This is a genomic window from Pseudoalteromonas sp. SR43-2, assembly GCF_014163885.1.
Taxonomy (GTDB): Bacteria; Pseudomonadota; Gammaproteobacteria; order Enterobacterales; family Alteromonadaceae; genus Pseudoalteromonas; species Pseudoalteromonas distincta.
This window is the reverse complement of the sequence record NZ_JACJED010000025.1, coordinates 22,225-46,258: the sequence shown is the minus strand read 5'-3', so window position 1 is coordinate 46,258 and position 24,034 is coordinate 22,225. Positions and strand designations below refer to the sequence as shown.

At 40.6% G+C, this 24,034-nt stretch carries 23 protein-coding genes and 7 tRNA genes; 17 read left to right on the top strand and 13 right to left on the bottom strand.

What is annotated here, in order from left to right:
* Positions 1–10: 10 nt before the first annotated feature.
* The 7 genes from H5120_RS17920 to H5120_RS17890 all read left to right on the top strand — a co-directional run bounded on the left by H5120_RS17920 (position 11) and on the right by H5120_RS17890 (position 777).
* Positions 11–87, top strand: a tRNA-Asp gene (locus H5120_RS17920).
* Positions 88–114: 27 nt separating this feature from the next.
* Positions 115–191: transfer RNA gene (locus H5120_RS17915), tRNA-Asp, on the top strand.
* 41 nt (positions 192–232) lie between these two features.
* Positions 233–309, top strand: a tRNA-Asp gene (locus H5120_RS17910).
* 31 nt (positions 310–340) lie between these two features.
* A tRNA-Asp gene (locus tag H5120_RS17905) sits at positions 341–417 on the top strand.
* A gap of 38 nt (positions 418–455) precedes the next feature.
* A tRNA-Asp gene (locus H5120_RS17900) sits at positions 456–532 on the top strand.
* A gap of 37 nt (positions 533–569) precedes the next feature.
* A tRNA-Asp gene (locus tag H5120_RS17895) sits at positions 570–646 on the top strand.
* A 54-nt stretch (positions 647–700) separates the two neighbouring features.
* Positions 701–777 (top strand) — tRNA-Asp (locus H5120_RS17890).
* Positions 778–1,469: 692 nt separating this feature from the next.
* Here H5120_RS17890 and fadE read toward each other — a convergent pair.
* Positions 1,470–3,926 (bottom strand): acyl-CoA dehydrogenase FadE, encoded by a 2,457-nt coding sequence (fadE, locus tag H5120_RS17885; protein ID WP_182675665.1) that lies wholly within the window; start codon positions 3,924–3,926, stop codon positions 1,470–1,472.
* Between the two features lie 323 nt (positions 3,927–4,249).
* On the opposite strand from fadE, the gene H5120_RS17880 reads away from it, so the two are divergent.
* Positions 4,250–5,014 carry a class II glutamine amidotransferase gene (locus H5120_RS17880; RefSeq protein WP_182672923.1) on the top strand — a complete coding sequence of 255 codons (765 nt, stop codon included), beginning with the start codon at positions 4,250–4,252 and terminating at the stop codon, positions 5,012–5,014.
* Positions 5,015–5,052: 38 nt separating this feature from the next.
* Here the strand turns inward: H5120_RS17880 and H5120_RS17875 are convergent, their stop codons facing one another.
* The 5 genes from H5120_RS17875 to cmoA all read right to left on the bottom strand — a co-directional run bounded on the left by H5120_RS17875 (position 5,053) and on the right by cmoA (position 9,400).
* Positions 5,053–5,787 carry a DUF3108 domain-containing protein gene (locus H5120_RS17875; RefSeq protein WP_182675678.1) on the bottom strand — a complete coding sequence of 245 codons (735 nt, stop codon included), beginning with the start codon at positions 5,785–5,787 and terminating at the stop codon, positions 5,053–5,055.
* Positions 5,788–5,803: 16 nt separating this feature from the next.
* A complete protein-coding gene (purN, locus tag H5120_RS17870) occupies positions 5,804–6,451 on the bottom strand; it encodes a phosphoribosylglycinamide formyltransferase (RefSeq protein WP_182675664.1) in 648 nt (215 codons plus the stop codon).
* The gene (purM, locus tag H5120_RS17865) at positions 6,451–7,503 is read right to left on the bottom strand and encodes a phosphoribosylformylglycinamidine cyclo-ligase (protein WP_002959993.1); all 1,053 of its coding nucleotides are present in this window, start codon (positions 7,501–7,503) and stop codon (positions 6,451–6,453) included. Before purM ends, purN begins: the two co-directional genes overlap by 1 nt.
* A gap of 190 nt (positions 7,504–7,693) precedes the next feature.
* Positions 7,694–8,662: a tRNA 5-methoxyuridine(34)/uridine 5-oxyacetic acid(34) synthase CmoB gene (gene cmoB, locus H5120_RS17860; protein ID WP_182675663.1), complete on the bottom strand. Its 969-nt coding sequence runs from the start codon at positions 8,660–8,662 to the stop codon at positions 7,694–7,696.
* 12 nt (positions 8,663–8,674) lie between these two features.
* Positions 8,675–9,400: a carboxy-S-adenosyl-L-methionine synthase CmoA gene (cmoA, locus tag H5120_RS17855; protein ID WP_182675662.1), complete on the bottom strand. Its 726-nt coding sequence runs from the start codon at positions 9,398–9,400 to the stop codon at positions 8,675–8,677.
* Positions 9,401–9,516: 116 nt separating this feature from the next.
* Between cmoA and H5120_RS17850 the strand changes: the two genes are divergently transcribed.
* The gene (locus tag H5120_RS17850; protein ID WP_182675661.1) at positions 9,517–10,200 is read left to right on the top strand and encodes a DUF3334 family protein; all 684 of its coding nucleotides are present in this window, start codon (positions 9,517–9,519) and stop codon (positions 10,198–10,200) included.
* A gap of 108 nt (positions 10,201–10,308) precedes the next feature.
* Here H5120_RS17850 and H5120_RS17845 read toward each other — a convergent pair whose 3' ends face one another.
* Genes H5120_RS17845 through H5120_RS17835 form a run of 3 tightly spaced genes read right to left on the bottom strand, consistent with a single transcriptional unit; the run spans position 10,309 to position 12,287 of the window.
* Positions 10,309–10,872, bottom strand: coding sequence for a hypothetical protein (locus H5120_RS17845; RefSeq protein ID WP_182675660.1), 564 nt, complete (start codon positions 10,870–10,872; stop codon positions 10,309–10,311).
* Positions 10,873–10,916: 44 nt separating this feature from the next.
* Positions 10,917–11,414, bottom strand: coding sequence for a M48 family metallopeptidase (locus H5120_RS17840; protein WP_182675659.1), 498 nt, complete (start codon positions 11,412–11,414; stop codon positions 10,917–10,919).
* 24 nt (positions 11,415–11,438) lie between these two features.
* On the bottom strand, positions 11,439–12,287 hold the full coding sequence (locus H5120_RS17835; protein WP_002959975.1) for a DUF72 domain-containing protein: 849 nt from the start codon (positions 12,285–12,287) through the stop codon (positions 11,439–11,441).
* A gap of 247 nt (positions 12,288–12,534) precedes the next feature.
* Here H5120_RS17835 and aspS point away from each other — a divergent pair, with 247 nt between their 5' ends.
* The 3 genes from aspS (at position 12,535) to H5120_RS17820 (ending at position 15,274) form a co-directional block, all read left to right on the top strand.
* Positions 12,535–14,313, top strand: a complete 1,779-nt coding sequence (aspS, locus tag H5120_RS17830; protein WP_182675658.1) for an aspartate--tRNA ligase — start codon at positions 12,535–12,537, stop codon at positions 14,311–14,313.
* A 119-nt stretch (positions 14,314–14,432) separates the two neighbouring features.
* Entirely contained in the window at positions 14,433–14,663 is a 231-nt protein-coding gene (locus H5120_RS17825; protein WP_182675657.1) for a hypothetical protein, read from the top strand.
* A 14-nt stretch (positions 14,664–14,677) separates the two neighbouring features.
* Entirely contained in the window at positions 14,678–15,274 is a 597-nt protein-coding gene (locus H5120_RS17820; protein WP_182675656.1) for a pentapeptide repeat-containing protein, read from the top strand.
* Positions 15,275–15,345: 71 nt separating this feature from the next.
* Here the strand turns inward: H5120_RS17820 and H5120_RS17815 are convergent, their stop codons facing one another.
* Complete coding sequence (locus H5120_RS17815; RefSeq protein WP_007377991.1) at positions 15,346–15,669, bottom strand: hypothetical protein; 324 nt, start codon at positions 15,667–15,669, stop codon at positions 15,346–15,348.
* Between the two features lie 129 nt (positions 15,670–15,798).
* Here H5120_RS17815 and H5120_RS17810 point away from each other — a divergent pair, with 129 nt between their 5' ends.
* Positions 15,799–16,566 (top strand): alpha/beta hydrolase, encoded by a 768-nt coding sequence (locus H5120_RS17810; RefSeq protein WP_182675655.1) that lies wholly within the window; start codon positions 15,799–15,801, stop codon positions 16,564–16,566.
* A gap of 58 nt (positions 16,567–16,624) precedes the next feature.
* Here the strand turns inward: H5120_RS17810 and H5120_RS17805 are convergent, their stop codons facing one another.
* Entirely contained in the window at positions 16,625–17,827 is a 1,203-nt protein-coding gene (locus H5120_RS17805; RefSeq protein WP_182675654.1) for a bifunctional alpha/beta hydrolase/OsmC family protein, read from the bottom strand.
* Between the two features lie 533 nt (positions 17,828–18,360).
* Here H5120_RS17805 and H5120_RS17800 point away from each other — a divergent pair.
* Both H5120_RS17800 and H5120_RS17795 read left to right on the top strand, forming a co-directional pair.
* A complete protein-coding gene (locus tag H5120_RS17800) occupies positions 18,361–19,200 on the top strand; it encodes an isopenicillin N synthase family oxygenase (protein ID WP_008172584.1) in 840 nt (279 codons plus the stop codon).
* A gap of 200 nt (positions 19,201–19,400) precedes the next feature.
* Positions 19,401–20,795 (top strand): DEAD/DEAH box helicase, encoded by a 1,395-nt coding sequence (locus H5120_RS17795; RefSeq protein WP_182675653.1) that lies wholly within the window; start codon positions 19,401–19,403, stop codon positions 20,793–20,795.
* 115 nt (positions 20,796–20,910) lie between these two features.
* On the opposite strand, the gene H5120_RS17790 is transcribed toward H5120_RS17795, so the two are convergent.
* Positions 20,911–21,654 (bottom strand): DUF3307 domain-containing protein, encoded by a 744-nt coding sequence (locus H5120_RS17790; RefSeq protein WP_182675652.1) that lies wholly within the window; start codon positions 21,652–21,654, stop codon positions 20,911–20,913.
* Positions 21,654–22,277 carry a hypothetical protein gene (locus H5120_RS17785; RefSeq protein WP_007586990.1) on the bottom strand — a complete coding sequence of 208 codons (624 nt, stop codon included), beginning with the start codon at positions 22,275–22,277 and terminating at the stop codon, positions 21,654–21,656. The genes H5120_RS17790 and H5120_RS17785 overlap by 1 nt, the downstream gene beginning before the upstream one ends.
* A gap of 150 nt (positions 22,278–22,427) precedes the next feature.
* Between H5120_RS17785 and H5120_RS17780 the strand changes: the two genes are divergently transcribed.
* Together H5120_RS17780 and nudC are read left to right on the top strand one after the other, a co-directional pair.
* Positions 22,428–22,931 carry an NYN domain-containing protein gene (locus H5120_RS17780; protein WP_024594121.1) on the top strand — a complete coding sequence of 168 codons (504 nt, stop codon included), beginning with the start codon at positions 22,428–22,430 and terminating at the stop codon, positions 22,929–22,931.
* A 174-nt stretch (positions 22,932–23,105) separates the two neighbouring features.
* The gene (gene nudC / locus H5120_RS17775) at positions 23,106–24,026 is read left to right on the top strand and encodes an NAD(+) diphosphatase (RefSeq protein ID WP_182675677.1); all 921 of its coding nucleotides are present in this window, start codon (positions 23,106–23,108) and stop codon (positions 24,024–24,026) included.
* The last annotated feature ends 8 nt before the right edge of the window (positions 24,027–24,034 follow it).

The following is a 24,034-nucleotide window of genomic DNA, read 5'->3' as shown; positions in this document are numbered from 1 at the left end:
ACGAAAATATGGAGTGGTAGTTCAGTTGGTTAGAATACCGGCCTGTCACGCCGGGGGTCGCGGGTTCGAGTCCCGTCCACTCCGCCATTTTCGTAAAACTTGTAAGTAAAAGCTGGAGTGGTAGTTCAGTTGGTTAGAATACCGGCCTGTCACGCCGGGGGTCGCGGGTTCGAGTCCCGTCCACTCCGCCAACACTTACACAACGTATGGTTGTAAAACATATTCTTATTATGGAGTGGTAGTTCAGTTGGTTAGAATACCGGCCTGTCACGCCGGGGGTCGCGGGTTCGAGTCCCGTCCACTCCGCCAATAAGAAAAAATAACAGTTTAAATATGCGCTGGAGTGGTAGTTCAGTTGGTTAGAATACCGGCCTGTCACGCCGGGGGTCGCGGGTTCGAGTCCCGTCCACTCCGCCAACTATTTAAACAATGTTATATTACAAAATTTGTATGCTGGAGTGGTAGTTCAGTTGGTTAGAATACCGGCCTGTCACGCCGGGGGTCGCGGGTTCGAGTCCCGTCCACTCCGCCAACAAATTAAGTAATAACAAGTATAATGATATCTCTGCGGAGTGGTAGTTCAGTTGGTTAGAATACCGGCCTGTCACGCCGGGGGTCGCGGGTTCGAGTCCCGTCCACTCCGCCATTTGATATCATGATTAAAATTAGTAAGTGCATTACCCCATGCACATACCACTGCGGAGTGGTAGTTCAGTTGGTTAGAATACCGGCCTGTCACGCCGGGGGTCGCGGGTTCGAGTCCCGTCCACTCCGCCACTTGTTATTTCCTCAATAACAAGCTTATAAAGTCCTTGATTAAATAATTTAGTAAAACATTCTTTGGCTATCAGCTATCAAACACATTACTTGCACGAACCTGCTAATATTCCTTATTATCCGTATCAATACCTATATCAATCTGCCGATGCTCTGGGAAGTGCTTGTGCATTGCGCTGTATCCCTTCTTTCGTAACTTTGAAACTTTTACCGCAGTTAACTTAACGGCAGGTTTAACCCCAGTTCGCTTAATTAAGTAATCTATTTTGATGTAAGAAAAGCATGTCGATAATAATGAATAATTCGTTATTTAGTTGTTTTCGGCAAATGATCCTGCATTGCTCTATCTCCTGCATTCATGCAGTCGTATATCAGAGACTTTTAACACTGCTAGGCAGGCTCTAAGTATTATTGCTAATTGGTATAGTCATTAACTTTATAGTGTTGTACTTGTAGAGCTCTTGAGAGGGTTTAAGTTTTTACAGGAGTATAGAGATGAATTAAGGGTATTTAATCAATACAGAGCTTTTAGGGTTGGTTAGGTGTCAGAGCTGCCTGTTATACCAAGCTGTATAATTATTTAAACAACCTAACGAATTAAACTACTCCATCACGTTGTTAAAACTTTTTATTGTGCATAAAAAAGCCAGCACGTTATATGCTGGCTTTTGGTCTGTAAATGCTTAGCTTAGTTAAGCAGCATCAGCTTCTTTTTTAACGCTATTACGTGCGGCTTTGCCTGCAAGTAAGTCCGCAGGGTCGAAGTCATCAACGTTAATAACATCTAAACGAGATTGCTCAACAGCAGCTAGTTTATCAGCCTCTGCTTGGCTTAATATGCCTGCTTTAAGCCCCATTTGCGCTACCTTATCAAGCTGGAAGAATGGCAGTTTAAGGCCTTTCTCTTTACATACTCTTTCAAATAATGGCTCAACGTCTAGGATGTCTTTAAGCGTTTGCTCTTGACGGCCCACAAGGTTAAGCGGCTCATTTTTTAAGTATACGTAGCTTGCTAAGCGGTTACGCGTTTCACTAGGTACTTGTAGTAGTTGCGCAAGTTTATGCTCAAGTTGGTCAGTTGGTTTACGAACAGGGCGACCAAACGGGAATAACAATACTTTTAACACGGCACGTAGTGGAGCCGAAGGCATGTTATTAATTAAATCAGCAAGTGCACGTTGGCAATGGTAAAGGTGATCTTGGCAACTCCATTTTACTAGAGCAAAATCTTCTTTTTTACGGCCTTCGTCGTTGTAACGCTTAAGCGTTGCAGACACTAAGTATAAGTAACTAAGTAAGTCACCTAAACGTGCTGAAATACGTTCTTTACGTTTTAGTGAACCACCAAATACTGCCATGCTAATGTCTGACATAAGAGCAAGTGATGCACTAAAGCGTGACGCTATACGGTAAAATTCAGCGGTTTCGTCGTTGTACGGCACACTTGTAAAACGAGCGCCGGTAAGTGCAAGCCATTTAGTACGTACAAGGTTCGACATAGTAAAACCAATGTGACCCATTAGCGCTTTATCAAATACGTTAAGCGCTTCTTCACGGTCTTCAATTTCGCACGCACCTAGCTCGGTAAGTACAAATGGATGACAGCGAATAGCACCTTGACCATAAATAATCATATTACGGGTCAAGATGTTTGCACCTTCAACGGTAATGGCAATAGGTGCACCTTGATAGCCACGACCTAAATAGTTATTTGGCCCAAGCATGATGCCCTTACCGCCAAGCACATCCATTGCATGAATAGTTGCATCACGCATTTGCTCTGTCAGGTGGTATTTAATAATGGCAGAAACTACCGATGGCTTTTCGCCTAAATCCACCGCACCCGTAGACATACTAACCGCAGCATCAGAGCTGTATGCGTAACCAGCAAGTTTTGCTAGTGACTCTTCAACACCTTCCATTTTACCAATAGGTAAACGGAACTGACGACGAATACGGCTATACGCACCCGTTGCAACGGCAATCATTTTAATGCCACCGGCAGAATTTGACGGCAATGTAATTGCACGACCAACCGATAAACACTCAACCAGCATGCGCCAGCCTTGACCAGCCATATCTGGACCACCAATAATATAATCAAGTGGTACGAAAATATCTTTACCGCGAGTAGGACCATTTTGAAATGGTACGTTTAGCGGGAAATGTCGACGACCAATTTCAACTCCAGGAGTGTCCGTTGGAATAAGTGCACAGGTGATGCCTGGCTCTTTATTGTCGCCAATTAGCCCATCAGGATCTTGTAACTTAAACGCAAGACCAAGTACGGTAGCCACTGGGGCAAGTGTAATGTAACGCTTATTCCACGTTAAACTAACACCCACAACCTCTTCACCATTCCATTTCCCTTTACATACCACACCGTAGTCTGGAATTGAGCTTGCATCAGAACCCGCTTCTGGCGAAGTTAATGCAAAACATGGAATTTCTTGACCGCTCGCTAGGCGCGGTAAGTAATGATCTTTTTGCTCTTTTGTACCATAGTGTTGTAATAATTCACCTGGGCCTAAAGAGTTCGGTACACCAACAATTGACGAAAGTAATGTTGATTTACTTGTTAGTTTTTGAAGTACACAAGACTGTGCAAATGCAGAAAACTCTAAACCGCCATATTCTTTTTTGATGATCATGGCAAAGAATTTATTATCTTTTAGATATTGCCATACATCTTGAGGAAGGTCGGTTAGTTCGTGCGTTGCTTCCCAATCGTCCAACATGCTACATACTACTTCAACAGGGCCATCAACAAAGGCTTGCTCTTCAATAGTAAGTTTAGGAACTGGGTATTGGTGAAGTTTTTTCCAATCTGGGTTACCGCAAAATAAGTCAGCTTCCCACCACGTCGTACCGGCATCAATAGCTGATTTTTCAGTATCAGACATGCTTGGCGTTACTTTTTTAAACGTAGCAAAAATAGGCTTGATGATATATTGCTGACGAAGGCCAGTAACAGAAAGAGGAACCGCGATGATCAAAAAGATCAACCAGCTAATTAAACCAAAAGCACCCGCAAAGGTACCAATTAATAAAGTTATAGCCGAAACACCAAGTGCTGTGTTCCAACTTGCTCTGTGGTAAACCGCAGTGCAAAGCAACGCGATTAGAACCAGTGTAAATATGAGTGTCATTTTTATTCCTTAATAGAGGTCAGACCACCTCACTTAGAGTAGCGCTAGTAACAGTAATTTTCAAGTACATAACGAAGTTAAATTGTAGTAGAAAGTAACTTAAATACGATATTTAATTACCCGACAGAGGAACGCTCAATAACTATCGTATAGTCAAAGCATTAGCCGTAAGTAGTGTTAACGTAAAAATAAATAAATCTAATAGCAAAATGACACTTTTTAAGTAAGTATAGCCGTTATAGCGGGCTGCAATTTAGTGTACGCTTAATACACAAATATTCGCTATTTATTTTAATGTATGGTTTTTAAGGGTTATTTTATTAATGTGTGAATTACTTGGCATGTCAGCCAATGTGCCTACCGATATTTGTTTTAGTTTTTCAGGCCTTTTAGAGCGTGGCGGAAACACGGGACCACATAAAGATGGTTGGGGTATTACATTTTACGAAGGTAAAGGCTGTAGAACCTTTAAAGATCCTGAGCCGAGTTATCAATCTGAAATTGCAAAGCTCGTCAAAGCATACCCCATTAAAAGTGTCTCGGTTATTAGCCATATTCGCCAAGGTAACCGCGGGAGAGTATGCCTTGAAAATACTCATCCTTTTACGCGAGAGTTATGGGGGCGCGAGCTTACTTACGCTCATAACGGGCAGCTATCTAATTATCATGATTTAAAACCGCAGTACTATCGCCCAGTAGGTAACACCGATAGCGAACTCGCTTTTTGTTGGTTGCTTGATAAAATTCGTGAAAAATACCCAAAGCGTCCAAGTAATATGGCGTCGGTTTTTAGATACGCGGCTAAGCTTTCGCAAACTCTGCGTGAAAAAGGGGTGTTTAATATGTTATTGACCGATGGGGTGTTTGTTTTAGCGTATTGCACTAATAACTTACATTACATAACGCGCCGTGCGCCATTTGGTAAAGCAACGTTGATTGATGCCGACATGGTGGTTGATTTTCAACAAGAGACCACACCAAACGATGTAGTAACAGTTATAGCTACAAGGCCTTTGACGAATGATGAGCGCTGGCAAAAAATGGAGCCTGGGGAATTTGCATTGTTTAAAATGGGTGAGCTAATTTAGCCCACCTATTTTAAATATTAACTTTGGTTTAATTAAATTTAGTTAGCTTCTTGAGGTTGCTCTGCTGTTGCAGGCGCAACAGCAGTAGGCGCAGTAACAGTAAATGAGTTCATTTGCACTTCAAACTGTTCCATCCCTTTCTCGCCTTTCCACATACGTACCAGCATGTAATCCATTTCTGGCGCAAACCATGCAATTGCTTGGCGTTTATCGTTATCGTATAAACGCTTTACTTTAATAGCTTCTACATTACCGATAGGCAACGAAATCATCTCGGTGCCAGATACTTCAAAGTTGTAGTCGCGGCGGTTACCTTTTTTATCTATAAGGGGGAATGAAAAGCTTGTTTCGCCTTTTTTCAATCCTTCGCGTACTTGCACTTGGTACGAAATAGCATCCTGAAATTCATCAGTCCATTCGCATTTAAGTGGGTATTCGCTAGCGCTGCTAGTCACTACTTTGTTTGTTGTATCAAAATCAATTTTGTAATCTTTATCTGGGCCTGTACCGGTGCGGATCATATTGTAATGATGCGGGGTAACCTTGCCATCTTTGTACGTAAACTTTGAGGTTTCTTCGCGAGAGTCAGAAAAAATCATCCACTCAATATTACTGTGATAAGTAAGTTCATAAGTATCGTCGCCCGTTTTTTTGAGCTCACGAACAGCCTCACCATGATTTTTACCTTTGCGTAAAATATCGTAATTAGCTTGATACTGGGTCAATTCGCCTGCAATTAGGCTAGTTGGAAGTAAAGCGCCCGCACATAACAACAGGGCACTTATTTTTTTATTGTGGGTAGTGCGCGCCGTGTGCAGGAAGTTGTTTTTTGTCAAGAACTGCATAATCTGCTTCCATAGTAAGTCTGTGTTCACTGAACCACTTGACCACCAAAGGATAAATTATATGCTCTTGCTCATGCACGCGTTTTGCTAATGTTTCTGCTGTATCATCCTTGAGTACAGGTATTTGCGCTTGAAGAATAACGGGACCGCCGTCTAATTCTTCAGTAACAAAGTGAACACTTACGCCATGAACATCGTCTTTTGCATCAATTGCTCTTTGGTGGGTATTCAGCCCCTGATACTTAGGCAACAAAGATGGATGAATGTTCAACATTTTTCCAACATATTTTTGCACTAAGCCAGGAGTAAGAATACGCATAAACCCAGCTAATACAACTAGATTTGGCTTAAAAGAGTCGATAACGTTCATTAATTGCGCATCGTACGCTTCGCGCGAGTCAAAATCTTTATGACTGAGCACTTTTGTAGCAATACCTGCTTGTTTTGCACGCTCTAGGCCATAAGCGTCTGCTTTATTACTAATAACAGCCGCTATATGCCCGTTTATCTCGCCACGTTCGCAGGCATCTATGATGGCTTGTAAATTAGAGCCACTACCTGAGATTAAAACTACCAGACGAGTCGGTGCCATTACTTAGCACCACCTACAATTTCAACTTGCTCTTCGCCAGCTGCTGCATCTTGAATTTCACCAAGGTGCCATGCATTTTCGCCCAAGTCTTTTAGCATTGTTAAGCTTTGCTCAAGTTTGTCTGCAGGGACTACTAAAACCATGCCTACACCACAGTTAAATGTACGGTACATTTCGTGTGTAGTAATGTTGCCGTTTTCTTGTAACCAATTAAAAATTGGTGGCCACTGCCAGCTATCACCTTTAACTACAGCTTTTGCTGAAGCGGGTAATACGCGTGGAATGTTTTCCCAAAAACCGCCGCCAGTAATATGCGAAAGCGCATGTACGTCAACGTTTTTGAATAACTCAAGTAAAGGTTTTACGTAAATACGCGTAGGCTCAAGTAGAGTTTCGCCTAATGTTTTACCTTCAAAGTCAGCGCTGGTATCAGCTTTTGACACTTCAAGTACTTTACGAATTAAAGAGAAGCCATTTGAATGAGGACCGCTTGATGCAAGTGCAATAAGCTGATCGCCTGCTGCTACTTTTGTGCCATCAATAATTTTTGATTTTTCTACAACGCCTGTACAAAAGCCTGCCATGTCGTAGTCTTCACCATCATACATACCAGGCATTTCAGCTGTTTCGCCACCAATTAGGGCACAACCTGAAATTTCACAACCTTTGCCAATACCTGTCACTACGTCAGCTGCTGTGTCTACATCTAGTTTACCAGTTGCATAATAATCTAGAAAAAACAGGGGTTCAGCACCTTGAACAATTAAGTCGTTCACACACATTGCAACTAAATCAATACCAACCGTATCGTGTTTTTTTAAGTCAATTGCTAAACGTAGTTTAGTACCAACGCCATCTGTGCCTGCAACTAATACTGGTTGCTTGTAGCCTTCAGGAATTTCGCAAAGTGCGCCAAAACCACCAATTCCGCCCATTACTTCAGGACGACGAGTTTTTTTAACTACGCCTTTAATACGCTCAACAAGTGCATTACCAGCGTCGATATCTACGCCCGCGTCTTTATAGCTTAGAGACTGTTTTTGTTCGCTCACAGGTTTTCCTCAAAATAGTTGTTTTGGGTTGCTTAGAAACGCGCGTATTTTACAACAATTGCAAGGTCGCGGCTAGCGTAAATGTAATTTTGAAATAATTAACAAGGACACTTGTCCGCTGTTTGTTGTTTAAATAAACAAAAAAACGCCCGTAGGCGTTTTTTTAGTATTAAAGGCGTTAAATTAACAGCTATGCTTTTGCGGTTAATATGGCTCGAAGTGGAGCAGGGTAGCCTTCAATTGTTTTACTTGTATCGTTTGGATCTAAAAAGTCGATTAACGATTCGTTTTCCATCCAGTCGGTTTTGCGTTGCTCTTCAAGTGTGGTAATAGCGCAATCTTTTATTTGCACATCTTTAAAGCCAACACGTTCCATCCACAGCTTTAATGCTGCAGTACTTGGAATAAACCAAACGTTGCGCATTTTAGCGTAGCGGTCGGTAGGGACTAATACCGTGTTATCGTCGCCTTCAATTACTAGGGTTTCAAGTACGAGTTCGCCGCCTGGGCGAAGCTGCGCTTTTAACTGCGCTAAAAAGTCGATAGGTGAGCGACGATGATAAAGTACGCCCATCGAAAAAACAGTATCAAACGCTTTAAGCTCGGGTAATGCTTCAACGCCTAGTGGCAGTAAATGTACGTTTTCATCTGGGTTGTAGTGTTTAATTGCCTGAAACTGACATAAAAATAAATCAGATGGATCAATACCCACGACAAACTCTGCGCCTTCACCGCGCATACGCCATAAATGATACCCTGAGCCACAACCAATATCTAAAACAGTGCGGCCTTTTAGTGGCTCAATATGAGGAAGCAGGCGGTCCCACTTCCAATCACTGCGCCACTCTGTATCTATTTCAATACCGTGCACACTAAATGGGCCTTTGCGCCATGGCATCATGCGTTTTAATAAATGCATGGCTTGCTTTTGCTCGCCATCACTCATTTCCCCTGGCGCGCCAATTTCTACCTTAGTAGAAATATCAACATGCGAAGTTGCCACCTCAGGCAAGTTTTTAAGTACTTTTTGCCATTTAGGTAAATCACCGTGGCTAGCCTCGTTTTGCCAATGTTTTAATTGAGCAGGGAGGGTTTCTAGCCAGTGACTAAGTGGGCTTTGTGCGATAGATGCGTAAAATTGGTTAAACCATTGAGACATGGATGACTCTCTTTATTTAATTGCTACCATTGAGCAAAAATTAAAACATTGATACCACACTTGAGTTTGGCTAAAACCAATATCTTGTAAGCGAGTAAAGTGAGCGCTTAGTGTATCTGGGCGCATAACGTTTTCGATGGCGGTACGTTTTTGGCTTATTTCAAGCTCCGAGTAGCCATTGTGACGTTTAAAGTCGTGGTGCAAATCAATTAATAGGTTATCGCATTGCTCGTTTTCGGCTTTAATTTTTTCGCTTAGCATCAATACACCACCAGGTTTTAAATTAGCGTATATTTTCTCAAGTACGGCTTGGCGCTGTGCGTGTGGAATAAACTGCAGCGTAAAGTTCATTGCCACAACCGAGGCGTTTTGAATTTCAAGCTCGTTAATATCGCCCAAAGTAACAGTAACCGGCACATCCGATTTAAAACCTTGTAAGTGCACCTTACAACGCTCAACCATAGCTTGAGAGTTATCTACCGCTATTATATGGCAGTTATCGGTGTGAATATTACGGCGCATGCTAAGCGTGACTGCGCCCAAAGAGCAGCCTAAATCATAAAGATTTGAGTTACTTTGTGCGTATTCACCCGCAAGTTTACCCATTGTACTGACAATCGTTGCGTAGCCAGGCACAGAGCGCTGGATCATATCTGGAAAAACTTCGACTACATTTTGGTCAAAGCTAAAATCTTTTACTTGTTGCTCAGAGGCATAAATACTGTCTTTTATGGTCACGAAGGCAGTCTCTTTGTAAATAATGGCGCTATTTTAACATTTTATACTGGATAGTCAGTGATAAATTCAGTAGCTTGACTAGAATTATGAATAATAAGTACAAAAGAGAAGATTAAATGAGCAAAAGTAAGGTCATCAGCACAGACGATATATTAGCAACCCTTTGTCATTCAGTGACAGGTGTACTCACATCAGCCAGCGGTAATGGTATTAGCTACTCAGCCATGGTGCAAAAAATAACACGTACATGTATGCGACCAGATATTGGTTGCTTTGTTTTATTTGATGGCGGTTTTACAGGGCTCGTAATTACCAACTTTACTTCGCAAGCAGCGATGGAAATTTATGGCGATTACATGCGCAACATGGGGATGCCAGAAGATGAAATAGCGCATAGCCATTTATCAGACGACGTATCAAACGTACTAGGCGAGTTGATGAATCAAATTGTTGGCGACTTTACGTCTAAAGTGCGTGAGCAATTACATACGTCTATTACGCAAAACCAGCCAAAAATGATGGCAATAAATAAGCAAGTGCAAATATCGGTAGATACCACAATGGATCGCCCGCAAGCCCGTCGCGTAACATTCACCACAAGTAAACAAAATATTTTTTACTTGGAACTAGCGATGGATAAAACAGAGTTCATTAAATTACACGACTTTGATATTGCAGAAGCACTAGATCCAGATGACATAATTGAAAACGAAGCTAAAAAGAAAGCTGAAAAAGAAAACGCTAAAGACGTTGTGCAAGACGACGCAGATGACGACTTTATGGCAGGCTTAGGGCTTTAACCTTATGTTGGGTTGAGGGAAACGAAACCCAACACGCTTTTTAGCTGTCAGTTGAAAAGTTACTTAAAAACGCGGTATAAAATCGCGTTTTTTAATTTAAATAACTAGTTAGTTGTGAAAGTCACATCGATTTCTGAAACGTTTACTTTTATTATCAGAAAGTGATTTTTCTAAATGTTCAATACTTTGTAACATACCATCAAAATACTTTTCCGTGGATATATTATTCCTAGGAGAAACGAAGCAGCTGCCTTGAAGCTGTAAAAGAAACTTGATTGAGTCCTCGAGAACAATCGAACGTTCAATATTTTCGATATAGTTTCTGTACGTTTCCTCCATCTCTTTTTTTTGTACTTTTGATACTTCAAGCATTTCTTTATGTTTATCTATGTATAAAGATGCATAGTTAGGAAAAGAGGTTTCTAATTTCGTAAAAATTAAGCTGTTTTGGTCGTATGCATCAGTAAGGTTATCAATCGATTTAGCAAATAAAGCTCTGATATTCATTTTTACTTCAGCTAACTTCATTCTTTCCTCATGTGCTCTAGATGCTTTTGCATTTGAAAGCATTTTAAAACTTAGATAGACAGCGAAGACACTGATGATTAAAAATATTAGTGGTTGTATTTCAATCATAAATTCTAAGAATAGACCGAAATCTCTTAAATCCATTTTTAAATCCTTAAGCTGTTGATAACGTTGTATTTTACATCTCTTTATCCATACGGGTTCTCTCCCATCGCTACTACCACACAAAAAATCCTTAAATCTAACTCTAGCTGGTGGTAACTCGGCTCCATATGGCAGCAAAGTTGATAAAAACCTTTGTTGTGGTCTTTTTCTTTAAAGTGGGCGAGCTCATGTACCACTAACGCTTTTAATAATGGCTCGGGAGCGCGGAGCAAGTCGCTGTTTATCGCTAAATCGTGCTTACGGGTTTTACCTTGCATTCGATACGTATGTGTACCAAGTGCGTTGGTGACCATGTCGCCTTGCTTTTTAAATGCTGCGCGCCCAAACGGTGGTGCATTTTTTAAATACTGTTTTTTAAGCTCGGTTGCGTAGTTATAAAGTAGTTTATCGCTAGTAATGGTATGTGCTTGCGGATACTTTTTAAGTAAGTAGTCACATACCTTTTTGTTATTTATAAGGCTTAATACTTGCTCAACGATGTTAGCTGGGTAGCCGGTAAAGTAACGTGCGTATTCACTCATTATTGTTTCTCTGTCGTTTTACTTTTAAAAAAGTGCTTGCTGGTGGGCTTCTTTTTCGCCAGTAAATGGGTTTAATGCTTTGTGATCATAACCAAGGTCTTTGCAAAACTGCCTTGCTAATAATGGCGCTTCTCGGTTATCTGCCGTATGAAAAAACACATAAGGGGTTTTTCCTTCATCAAGCCATTGTTTTACTTTACTTAGCCACGGTTTATAAAAGGGTTTATAGTCGTTTTGTAAATCGGCTATTACAAAGCGCGCCATAGGCTCTGAGCCAGTAGCTATTGCATGTACCGGTAAGTGGGGCTTTTTTTGCTGTGCATCTATTAGCGCTTCGGTTGTTGGTTTTACCGCAAATAGGGCGCGAGTATCCATCGATATACGATTTATGTTGTTTGCCATTAATAATTGGTTAAGCGCTATTTCGGCTTCACCCTTTTGAAAAAACGCAGTATGACGTACCTCTACACCGTAATTAACCTCTTTTGGTAACAGGCTAATAAATTGGGCGAGTTTGGGTAAGTCACCAGGGCCAAATGCTTTAGGTAATTGCAGCATGATTTGCCCGGTTTTTTCTAAAATAGGGGAGAACAAGTTAAGCCAATCAGTAAGCTCGGTTTGAACATTAGTAAGATGCAGCTCGTGGCTAAAGCGACGATTAAACTTAAACGTAAATTTAAAATCATCGGGTACGCTGTTTGCCCAGCGCAATACGGTGCTTGGCGAAGGATCAGCGTAAAAGCTGGTATTACCTTCAACAGAGTTAAAATGTTGTGCGTATTGGCTAAGCATATCGGCATTTTTACATTGGCTTGAAAATAAATTGCCTTTCCATGCATTACTCGACCACTGCGGGCATCCAATATATAACATACAAACTAGCGCCTTATTATAAAGTGACGATAGTGTAGCAAATAACAAAACAAGCTGCTGTAAATTCAGGGGCAAAAGCGGCACACGCCCTAGCATCTTAATGTTAGTTGAGTATAATGCAGGGCTTAATTTGATTATTTTTAGATTGCTAGCGGCTTTATTTGTATTGTGGTGACCTGTTTTTTAAATCACACGCCTTAAAACAAATAAATACAACCGTTTAAGCCTTTTATCTGACAGGAAAACTATGCGCTCTATATATTGCGGACAGCTAAATAAAACTCACGTAGATCAAGAAGTTGAACTATGTGGCTGGATCAACAAACGACGTGACCTTGGTGGACTTATCTTTGTCGATTTACGCGATAGAGAAGGTTTAGTACAAGTTGTATTCGACTCTGACATTGAAGAGTTAATGAGTTCAGCTAACACACTTCGCCAAGAATTTTGTGTTCAGCTAAAAGGTACTGTACGTGCACGCCCTGATAGCCAAGTAAATAAAGATATGGCAACAGGTGAAATTGAAGTTTTAGGTACTGAGCTTACAATTATTAACCGCTCTGAACCGCTTCCACTTGATTTTAACCAAGTAAACTCAGAAGAGCGTCGTTTAAAATACCGCTACCTAGACCTACGTCGTCTCGAAATGAGTGACCGTATTAAATTACGTGCTAAAGCAAGCAGCTTTGTTCGTCGCTTTTTAGATGAAAACGGCTTTTTAGACATCGAAACACCTGTACTTACTAAAGCAACGCCAGAAGGCGCACGCGATTACTTAGTGCCAAGTCGCGTTCATAAAGGTAGTTTTTACGCTTTACCACAGTCTCCACAGTTATTTAAGCAATTGTTGATGATGTCGGGTTTTGACCGTTACTACCAAATTGTTAAATGTTTCCGTGATGAAGATTTACGTGCCGATCGTCAACCAGAATTTACCCAAATAGATATAGAAACCTCGTTCATGAGCTCTGATCAAGTACGTGGTATGACTGAAAAAATGATCCGCGAGATGTGGCAAACATTGTTAAACGTTGATTTAGGCGATTTTCCAATCATGCCTTACAGCGAGGCAATGAGCCTTTACGGTTCTGATAAGCCAGATTTACGTAACCCAATGAAGTTAGTTGATGTTGCAGATTTAGTTAAAGACGTAGAGTTTAATGTTTTCTCAGGTCCAGCTAACGACGAAAAAGGTCGTGTTGCTGTATTAACTGTACCGGGTGGCGCTAAGCTTTCTCGTAAACAGCTTGACGATTACACTAAGTTTATTGGTATTTACGGCGCTAAAGGCATGGCGTGGATGAAAGTAAATGACCACACTGCAGGCGCTGAAGGTGTTCAATCACCAGTGGCTAAGTTTTTAAGCGAAGACGTAATCACAAAATTACTTGAGCGTACTAATGCACAGTCTGGCGATATTATTTTATTCGGTGCCGATAAGCGCAATACAGTAAATGAAGCAATGGGCGCACTGCGCGTTAAGATTGGTGTTGACTTAGAAATCACTAACCTTAATAGTTGGGCACCACTTTGGGTTGTAGATTTCCCAATGTTTGAAGAAGATGACGAGGGCACATTACATGCTGTGCATCATCCATTCACTGCACCAAAAGATATTACTGCAAGTGAGCTTGAAGCAAACCCTGCTGCGGCTATTTCAGATGCCTACGACATGGTATTAAACGGCTACGAAGTAGGTGGCGGTTCGGTACGTATTCATAATGCAGATATGCAAGAAACTGCATTTAGAATTTTAGGTATTAACGAGCAAGAGCAACAAGACAAATTTGGCTTTTTACTTGATGCACTTAAATACGGTACACCACCACATGCTGGTTTAGCATTTGGCCTTGACCGTTTAGCAATGCTTTTATGTGGTACCGATAACATTCGTGACGTTATTGCTTTCCCTAAAACAACACAAGCGTCGTGTTTATTAACTAACGCGCCTAGTAAGCCTAATATGGATTCGTTAGCTGAGCTTGCAATTAGTGTTGTTGAAAAAGCGATACCTAGCGAAGAGTAATTTTTGTTTAGCTTATTGAGCTAAATTTAAAAACCCTTAAGTTATATGCTTAAGGGTTTTTTTGTGGTTAAATTTTCAGCAACATGTATTTTAATCGAATAGACGAAAAAGGAATTATTATGTCGATCAATGCCACCTTACTTGGTGAATTTTTAGTTTTTTTTATTGTGCTGAGTATTCCTATTTTTGCTGTAATTAGCTACAAAATAGGTAAGCGTAAAAGTACTATGCCTAGCGTTTTAGCTTTTGTGGGTGGCTGTTTAGCGCTATTTCCACTATTTGCTTTGATTTTTATTGCAGTGCTTGCGCTTAAAAAAGATTTACCTAAAAATAACGTCTACGTCCATTAAAAACTAGGTTAATAGTGTCAATTTCAAATAATAATCACTACTTCGACGAGCAATTTAATGCTTTGCAGCACGAAGAGCAACTAACTGAAAATTCTGAGTTTGAAGAGTGCACATTTACCGATTGCGACTTTTCAGACGGGCAGTTTAAAAATTGCCGATTTATACAGTGCAACTTTAAAAACTGTAATTTATCGTCACTTAAATGGAACTACAGCTCGCTTGAAGATGTAAGTTTTAGCCACTGCAAATTAAATAGTCTGCAATGGACTGACGTGGATTGGCCAGCGCTTAGTATTAACGCACCGGTGAGCTTTAATTATTGCGAGCTCAGTAATAGTTCTTTTTTTGAATTAACCCTCAAAGGCCTCAAACTAACACACTGCTTTGCCAAAAATGTTGATTTTAGACATGCTGATTTAAGCGGTAGTGAATTTACAGGAACAGATTTTCGCGATAGTGAGTTTTTTCAAACTAACTTAACAAAATGTGATTTTGTAGGTGCGACAGCATTTAATATAGATTTAAATAATAATATGTTAGCGAATGCTAAGTTTGATCGCTTCGAAGCACTTAATTTGCTTACCAGCCTCAATATAGAGCTTTGTGATTAATTTAGTTTAATATAATTACTATCTAGAAGCGACAGCTTGGCTGGGCTTCTAGATACTGCGTGACTGCGTAATTAACGGCTAGGGCCATTTTTATTACGTGCACTGGCAAGCTGTCTTGCGATTGCTAATAACGCTGGTGAAATATCTTCAGCGCCATCTTTAATTAGTTTTGTAACGTCACCTGATGAAAACAAACCGTCACGTGGTGATTTAATACCTAACTCACGAACAAAATCCTTCGTTTTACCTGTGCTGCCTGTTTCAATAAACTTAAAAATAATACGTTCATTGTTGTTTTTAGCAGGGGTTTTTAGTGTTTCGATTTCGTCATGTATTGCAGTTAGTTTGTCTTCTAAAATTTCTATGCGTTCTTGAATGCTATTGTATGATTTCATTTATTGGATCTTTTACTAAATATATTTAAACAATGGCGGTTATTATCGCATAGTTTGACAATAGAGAATGCAAACCTATAAAGTAAAAATTATTTTTAATTAAAAACAATAATTTATATAAGTTTAAATATGCAAAAAACACTTAAAAAGCTTTTTATGTTAAGCGCACTAGCTCTAAGTGCATCAGTTATAAGCACATCAGCAATAAGCGCGACAAGCTATGCAAACGATGGCGTTATAACTGATGAAAGCCGTAATCGTACTATTCCTATCAATATCACACTACCAAGTAACAATGCTAAGTGCACTGAACAAGTAAAATGCCCTGTAGCGTTTATTAACGCAGGTTACGGGATTAGCCATAACGGGTATACGTTTGCCAGTAATGCGTTTAGTCAGCACGGATATTTAACAATAGCCGTTGCACATGAACTAAAAAGCGACCCTGATCTTAATCGTGAGCAGCCTTACTTAACAACTCGCATGGAAAACTGGCATCGTGGCGTAGTAACGCTTAAGTTTTTAGTTAATGAGCTATCGAGTAGATACCCAGCGTACGATTTTACAAAACTCACCTTATTTGGGCATTCTAATGGCGGTGATATTTCCGCATTATATGGCTCTATTTACCCCAATGAAGTAAGCACTATTATTACGCTCGATCATCGCCGCATGTTGATCCCACGTAATAAAAACATTCGCGTACTTAGTCTACGCGGTAGTGATTACTCAGCTGATGCGAATGTGTTGTTAAATGATTTAGAGCTGGATAAGTTTCCTGTTACACAAACACTAATAGAAAAATCGCGCCATAACGATATGTACGATGGCGGGCCAAAATGGCTGGTGGATAGAATGAGTAAAGAGGTAGAGAGATTTTTAGGTAGTAAAAATTAGGTCTATAAAAGTTAAATCATAGCGCAGTGTTACCTGCGCTATATTAATTTTACGGCAGTTATTCTACCAGTTCACTTACAATAACTGGGTTATTATGTAGTGTTTTATGCACTGGGCATTTGTCGGCTATTTCGAGTAAACGCTGGCGTTGTGGCTCTGTTAAGTCGCCACGTAAGGTGATTTTACGGGTAATGGCTTCAAGGTTACCGGTTTGCTCACAATCGTCGCAATCTTTGTTGTAATCGCGAGTGTGATCAAGCTCTACTTTTACATGCTCCAGTGGTAAGTTTTTACGTGTAGCGTACATACGCAGTGTCATGGCCGTACAGGCACCAAGCCCCGCTAATAAGTGATGATACGGATCGGGACCTAAGTTTTTACCGCCTACTTTTATTGGCTCATCTGCAAGCCAAGTATGATCTTTTGTACTTACGTGCTGAGTAAATACATGGTCTTTTTCTTCAACAAGTACATTGCCACCCGTTAAACTTGCCGTGTATTTAGTTTTGTCGTACTTAACATAACGGTTTGCCCACGTTGCAATTATTTGTGCAGCGTAGTCAGCATCGTTTTTATTTGTTAAAAGGTGATCGGCGTTATCTAGACTAATAAAGCTTTTAGGATGCTTAGCTGATGCATAAATTTTTTCAGCTTCACTAATATTTACCGTCGCATCAATAGGGGAGTGCATTACTAATAATGCGCGCTTAAGTTTACTAATGTGGCTTTTATCGTACTTGGCTATATCGTCAATAAATTGCTTTTTAATGGTAAATTCACGACCAGCTAAGTTAACTTTAGCTTCACCTGCTGCGTTAATTTCATCAAGGTGTGCTTCAAAGTTATGCGCTACGTGCTGCGCATCTGACGGTGCACCAATGGTTGTAATAGCCGATACTTCAGGAATATGCTCCGCAGCAGCAAGAACCGCAGCCCCGCCTAAACTGTGGCCAATGAGTAGTTGCGGCGGAGCAAAATGTTCACGTAAATGATTTGCCGCAGATACTAAATCTTGAATGTTTGATGAAAAGTTACTGTTAGCAAAGTCGCCATCACTATTACCTAAACCGGTAAAGTCGAAACGCAGTACGGCGATACCTTGTTGTGTGAGTGCACGGCTAATTCGTGTAGCTGCTGCAATGTCTTTACCGCATGTAAAGCAGTGTGCAAATAGCGCGTAAAACTTAACGTCACCAGAGGGAAGTTCAAGTTGGCCGGCAAGTTCTAAATCGCCGCTTTTAAAAGATACTTTTTGTCGCATGGGGGGCCTTATTTACACAAATAAAATATATTCTGTCAGGGCGTGTTGACCGTTGTGGATTGAAATTTGTTCAATCTAGGGGCGATTTAATCGCGGCGCGAGGTTTGTAACCTAGTGGACTAAGTAAAAACCGAGCAACAAAGAGTTAATCGTCCCTAGAAAGAACCCAAAGGGTAGCGCATGTTTGGCATTTATGCTGCGTTATCGCCTATTTATGGGGAACAACCACACATCATAGGCTCTGCCTTGCTTAAACACCAAACAGTCTGCTGCAAATTCACCCACCAAAGGTCAGCACGCCCTAGTAGACCAGAGATAGTTACTAAACCTTGCAAATTCGACGTTTTTTTATAAGTTGATCTTGATCAAGCAAAGTGGCGGTGACTATGCTTTGCGGACATATGTCCTTATGTTTTTGAGGTCATTTGTCTATCCTCGCATAGCGCTATAATGAAGGCTTTGCTACTTTATATAAGTAATTTAGCACTATTAAAAGCAACTCACTTCACACAACCTATTCACTGGAACGTACAATGCAATTACCTACTGTTGATTATAAAGCTCCCGATGCGGCTGCACAATTTGTTGAATCGTTAAGAAATACTGGATTTGGCGTTTTAAAAAACCACCCAATCCCACAGTCTTTAGTTGAGTCTATTTACAAAAATTGGCAAGACTTTTTTAACTCAGAGCAAAAGCACGACTTTTTATTCTCTAAAGAAACTCAAGACGGTTACTTTCCGCCTTCAGTATCAGAAGTAGCGAAAGGCTTTACAATAAAAGACATTAAAGAGTACTTCCATGTGTATCCTAAAGGTCGCGTTCCTGCCCAGCTTGAAGCTGATGTACGTGAATACTACCGTTTAGCAAGTGAATTTGCTGGTACATTGTTGAGCTGGGTTCAGGCTGAAGCACCAGCTGATGTGCGTGCTAAGTTTTCAATTGATTTAAAAGACATGATTGCCGATTCTGAGCAAACATTGTTACGTATCCTACATTACCCACCAATGACGGGTGATGAAGAGCCAGGTGCTATTCGCGCAGCAGCCCATGGCGATATTAATTTATTGACTGTATTACCAGCTTCGAATGAGCCTGGTTTACAAGTTCAAAAAACAGATGGCGGTTGGTTAGACGTGCCATGTGATTTTGGCAGCTTAATTATTAATATCGGCGACATGCTACAAGAAGCGTCGGGCGGGTATTTTCCATCGACAATTCACCGTGTAATTAACCCAACGGGTAAAGCATCTACTAAATCGCGTATTTCACTACCGTTATTTTTACACCCGCATCCAGATGTTGTGCTTTCTGAGCGCTACACGGCAGATAGCTACTTGCAAGAACGTTTGCGTGAGTTAGGTGTTAAGTAACTCTAATACTTAGAGTAATTAAGTATAAACAAAAAACGGCTCATGGCCGTTTTTTGCATTTTTAAGCAACTTGAGCACTGGTTTAATTTTATTGAACGGTGCTCAATTGCCAGCAACGCAAATAATGGCATGCATTCTTAGCTACTACAGGTATAATGCGCGCAACTGGCTAACGTAGCCTAATTTAAAAGAGAGTTTATATGAGTTTTGAAGGTTTAGGTTTATCACAGTCTTTGGTTAATGCGGTTTTAGAAAAGGGCTATGAAACGCCAACGCCGATTCAGGCTCAAGCAATTCCTGCAATTATTGAACGTCGTGATGTTATGGCAGCAGCGCAAACAGGTACAGGTAAAACAGCGGGTTTTACGTTACCACTTATTGAGCGCTTGTCGTCGGGCCCTAAAGCTAAAAGTAACCACGTACGTGCACTTATTTTAACGCCTACGCGTGAACTTGCTTTGCAAGTAAGCGAAAACGTTGAAGAGTACGCTAAGCATTCGGATGTGAGCTCATTTGTAGTTTACGGTGGCGTTAAAATTAACCCACAAATGCAGCGTCTTCGTAAAGGTGTTGATATTTTAGTAGCAACGCCGGGTCGTTTAATCGACTTACATAATCAAAATGCAGTTAAATTTGATAGCGTTGAAGTGCTTGTACTCGATGAAGCTGACCGTATGTTAGACATGGGCTTTATTCACGACATTAAACGCTTAATTGCTAAAATGCCTGCTAAACGTCAAAACTTGATGTTTTCGGCTACATTTTCAGATGAAATTCGTGCATTAGCAAAAGGGTTAATTAATGACCCAGTTGAAATTTCAGTTGCAGCAAAAAATACCACTGCAAAAAGTGTTACTCAGTGCGTTTACGCGGTAGATAAAACACGTAAAACAGCATTGCTAAGCCACTTGATTCGCACTAACGATTGGCAACAAGTGTTAGTGTTTAGCCGTACAAAGCACGGTGCTAACCGTTTGGTTAAGCAACTAGAGCGTGATGATATTACAGGCGCTGCTATTCATGGTAATAAGTCACAAGGTGCTCGCGTTAAAGCACTTGATGGTTTTAAAAGTGGTGAAGTCCGCGTACTAGTAGCAACAGACATTGTTGCCCGTGGTTTAGACATTGTTGAATTACCGCATGTTGTTAACTACGACTTACCAAACGTATATGAAGATTACGTTCACCGTATTGGCCGTACAGGCCGTGCTGGTGCGTCGGGTCATGCGATTTCGTTTGTAACGGTTGATGATGCTGTTGATTTATATGGTATTGAACGCTTTATTGGTGAGCTTATTCCACGTGCTGAAGAAGACGGTTTTGAGCCTATTAATCCAGTAGCAGAGCGCGCATTAGATGCTCGTCCGTTACCGGCTAAAAAGCCTAAGAAAAAGCAGCCTTTTAATAAGCCTAAATCTGATAGCAGCAAGCCTAACAGCAAAAAGCCAAATAATGGTGGTAATGGTACCGGCCCACGCCGTGGTGGTTCTAAAAAGCCAGCTGCTAAAACAGATGACAGCGCGCAAAACCCATGGGCAAAGCGTGAATCTGTCGGCGGTAATGGCCAACGCCGTCGTCGCACAAATAACGATTAATTCATTATTAATGATTGTGTTGGCGTTTAATTAAGAACCAACACAAAAAACGCGTTACCTTCTTAATAGAAGTAGCGCGTTTTTTATTGTCTGTAATTTGTACTTACTGTATTGCCTACCTGATTAAATAGTTAATACCCAAGCCTACAAATAAAGTAACACTTACGCTAAGTAATGTGCCGAGCATAACGTACTCGGTAAGCTTTTTATCTTTGCTTGCACTTAAATCACCAAACCTAAATACCGACTTTGCCGCAAGTAAAAAACCCAGCCCTGCAAATTGGTCAAGCAATATAAAGCTCAGCATAAGTACGCGCTCAAGCATGCCTATGCTTTGCCCTGCAAGTGGTAAGCTACCAGTACTTGAAAAGTTACTTGTTAAACGCTCTAACATCATTCTTATAAATACTGCGCTGGGACTGAAAATAATTAAATAACCGCATACCACCCACAGTATGTTGGGATCAGTGAGCATATTATTAATTGCAGCCATAAAGCTATTATTATCAGTTAGCCAAATACTGAGCGCAATAATAACGAGTATATGCGCTATTTGATCTAGTAAAAAAGGCACCACGCCTTTATTAGAATACGATTTAGCTATATCAATAAAGTAATGGCTGAGCATAATGCTCGCCGTGGCAATTAAAACACTGCTTAGTTGCTGCCACCCGAATGTGTATTCCCACAGGGTAATAATGAGTGCACTTGTTACACCATGCACTAGTACATGAAAATAAAGCTTACTGGCTTTAAAGTGACGGGTATTTCTGTCGTTTACCCAACTCATAGGTTGCCAGTAAAAATCAGCGAGTAAGTGGCCAATAATAAGCGCGACCAGTAAAAGTGAAAATTCCATTATTCACCTCCTTTAATTATATTTTTTATAACGTGTTGTGTGTGCTTAATAAAGCGCTCTATAAGTTGGTAGTGCGCTAAATTTAGTAGTTTGGTTACGTTTTCGCGACTTGTTTTAAGCTCTTTAGCCAGTGCCGCGTGGCTGTTGTCTGGTGATGTTAAATAGACATACAGGGCATTTGCTTGTTTTTGCGTGATTTTAGTGAGCAATACGTCGGCAAAGGCTAAATTAAGGTTTAAGCTTTCATCGAGCTGCTGCTCGTTAATATTAAAAACAAAGCGTTGATTACCTATTTTATCAAGGCCTTGCCCCGAAAGGGTAAAAGCAGAACCGGTTGCTGTTTTTATATCGCTGCGTGGGTTATCTATTTGCCCAAGTGCCAAGCTTTGGCGCAGCTCATAACCTGACGATTTAAGGTGTAAATATACAAGTATGGCATTTTTAAAAAGGAGCTCAGGATTATTAACTTGTAACTGAAAGGCATCGCCTCGGTATATATTCCAAAGTGTTTGCTCCCCCGAAATGTTTCGCAAACTTTGCTCTAGTTGATAAAGCATGGCATCGTATTGCTGCTTAGGGATTGTTTGCGATTTAATAATATCGCCGCTGATCACACCAATCATAAAAATCTCAAAATGGTTACTTTTTAATATGTAACCAATATTGGTTACATAAGGGTATGTAACTAATTTAGGTTACTTAAATATAAATTGCAAGGTACACTTATTTTATAACGTTACTTTTATTGCTATTAATCCTCACTAGGACACTAAATGACTTTACAAAACGAGCAGCAAAGCACGAAACCACGCGTAGGTATTTTTGTTGATGTGCAAAATATTTATTACACGTGCCGCGAGAGTTACGGAAAAAACTTTGACTACAATGCGTTTTGGCGGGTAATGCAGGCGCAATACAATATTGAATGTGCTTTTGCGTACGCTATTTATCGAGGTGATGAAAAGCAAAATCAGTTTCAAAATATTTTGCGTGCGATTGGCTTTGACGTAAAGCTAAAGCCATTTATTCAACGCCGTGATGGCAGTGCAAAAGGTGACTGGGATGTAGGCATAACAATAGACATGTTAGAGCAGGGTAAGAATCTTGATAAGGTTATTTTGCTCTCTGGCGATGGTGACTTTGCTTTGTTACTTGGGCATTTAAAAAATCAATATAATGTACCGTGCGATGTATACGGTGCAGACAGGTTAACTGCTGAGGTATTAAAACAAAGCGCTGAGCAATTTCATTTAATTGACAATACTTTGCTCCTTTAACAGCAAAAAATAGTTAAAAAGGTGCAAGCTAAGTGCCTGCAACATGAGAGATTTTAATACAAAGCCGTAATAGATGAATTAAGCCTTATATAGGCTTTTTTTATTACTGTAATCAATTGGGTTTGCTAAATGATTATGGTAATTTTAAAGCATAACGAGTTACCAAGGACTTACATGCTTCATTACAGCAACATGCCACTAGACAGAGGCTCAAATTTTCGTAAAGACCCATCGTGGCTTAAAGCGCAAATGTCGGCGCAAAGTAAATGGGTTTTAGTTAAAAATAATCAAACCCTATTTATTAAAGATACCCCTAAAGTAAGCTATTTAACGTATCAACAAGTGGCGCATTTAGATTTAACGAGTGCTATTTTTGTTGGTTTAAATAATGCTAAACATGGTGTGTTTGCATTGGATGTATCTGATCTGGATGAAAGCGTACTTACGCCTTTAATAGAGGGCGCTCAATTTTTTGATATTCGCCAATATGGGCCTCAAGTAACCATTAAATATGCCTCAATAGCCGCCCTTGCGAGAGGTTTATGTTATTGGCATGCCACGCACCGTTTTTGTGGGCGCTGCGGTAGTAAAAACCGTTCAGTGGAAGCTGGGCATTCTCGTGTATGTGAAAACGAAAACTGTAAGCATCCTACATTCCCGCGTACCGATCCTGCAGTGATTATGGTCGTTACTAAAGTCTTTGCTGACGGAGTAGAACGCTGTTTATTAGGTCGCCAAGCCGCGTGGCCTATTGGTATGTATTCGTCGCTTGCTGGATTTGTAGACCCAGGGGAGACACTGGAACAAGCTGTTGCGCGTGAAGTTAAAGAAGAGGCAGGTATAGAGGTTGATAACGTACGTTATGTTGCATCTCAGCCATGGCCGTTCCCATCGTCCATTATGCTTGGCTTTTTTGCAGAGGCGACATCTGAGGAAATTAACGTAGATAAAGAAGAGCTAGACGATGCAAAATGGTTTAGTCGTGAAGACTTAGAGCAATTTGGTAATTGGCACGAAGAAGGGGAGCATTTAAAGCTGCCTAGAACCGACTCTATTTCTCGTTATTTAATTGAGCATTGGCGCATAAACCCTTAAGGATTAAC

What these genes read in the sequence shown, in the direction of transcription:
- H5120_RS17800 (WP_008172584.1), top strand. Translation starts at nt 18,361, where the DNA reads ATGCAATTACCTACTGTTGATTATAAAGCTCCCGATGCGGCTGCACAA.
- H5120_RS17815 (WP_007377991.1), bottom strand. Translation starts at nt 15,669, where the DNA reads ATGAAATCATACAATAGCATTCAAGAACGCATAGAAATTTTAGAAGAC.
- H5120_RS17825 (WP_182675657.1), top strand. Translation starts at nt 14,433, where the DNA reads ATGTCGATCAATGCCACCTTACTTGGTGAATTTTTAGTTTTTTTTATT.
- cmoB (WP_182675663.1), bottom strand. Translation starts at nt 8,662, where the DNA reads ATGTCTCAATGGTTTAACCAATTTTACGCATCTATCGCACAAAGCCCA.
- H5120_RS17835 (WP_002959975.1), bottom strand. Translation starts at nt 12,287, where the DNA reads ATGTTATATATTGGATGCCCGCAGTGGTCGAGTAATGCATGGAAAGGC.
- purN (WP_182675664.1), bottom strand. Translation starts at nt 6,451, where the DNA reads ATGGCACCGACTCGTCTGGTAGTTTTAATCTCAGGTAGTGGCTCTAAT.
- H5120_RS17850 (WP_182675661.1), top strand. Translation starts at nt 9,517, where the DNA reads ATGAGCAAAAGTAAGGTCATCAGCACAGACGATATATTAGCAACCCTT.
- H5120_RS17845 (WP_182675660.1), bottom strand. Translation starts at nt 10,872, where the DNA reads ATGGATTTAAGAGATTTCGGTCTATTCTTAGAATTTATGATTGAAATA.
- H5120_RS17780 (WP_024594121.1), top strand. Translation starts at nt 22,428, where the DNA reads ATGACTTTACAAAACGAGCAGCAAAGCACGAAACCACGCGTAGGTATT.
- aspS (WP_182675658.1), top strand. Translation starts at nt 12,535, where the DNA reads ATGCGCTCTATATATTGCGGACAGCTAAATAAAACTCACGTAGATCAA.
- fadE (WP_182675665.1), bottom strand. Translation starts at nt 3,926, where the DNA reads ATGACACTCATATTTACACTGGTTCTAATCGCGTTGCTTTGCACTGCG.
- H5120_RS17840 (WP_182675659.1), bottom strand. Translation starts at nt 11,414, where the DNA reads ATGAGTGAATACGCACGTTACTTTACCGGCTACCCAGCTAACATCGTT.
- H5120_RS17810 (WP_182675655.1), top strand. Translation starts at nt 15,799, where the DNA reads ATGCAAAAAACACTTAAAAAGCTTTTTATGTTAAGCGCACTAGCTCTA.
- H5120_RS17880 (WP_182672923.1), top strand. Translation starts at nt 4,250, where the DNA reads ATGTGTGAATTACTTGGCATGTCAGCCAATGTGCCTACCGATATTTGT.
- H5120_RS17795 (WP_182675653.1), top strand. Translation starts at nt 19,401, where the DNA reads ATGAGTTTTGAAGGTTTAGGTTTATCACAGTCTTTGGTTAATGCGGTT.
- H5120_RS17785 (WP_007586990.1), bottom strand. Translation starts at nt 22,277, where the DNA reads ATGATTGGTGTGATCAGCGGCGATATTATTAAATCGCAAACAATCCCT.
- H5120_RS17790 (WP_182675652.1), bottom strand. Translation starts at nt 21,654, where the DNA reads ATGGAATTTTCACTTTTACTGGTCGCGCTTATTATTGGCCACTTACTC.
- nudC (WP_182675677.1), top strand. Translation starts at nt 23,106, where the DNA reads ATGCTTCATTACAGCAACATGCCACTAGACAGAGGCTCAAATTTTCGT.
- H5120_RS17805 (WP_182675654.1), bottom strand. Translation starts at nt 17,827, where the DNA reads ATGCGACAAAAAGTATCTTTTAAAAGCGGCGATTTAGAACTTGCCGGC.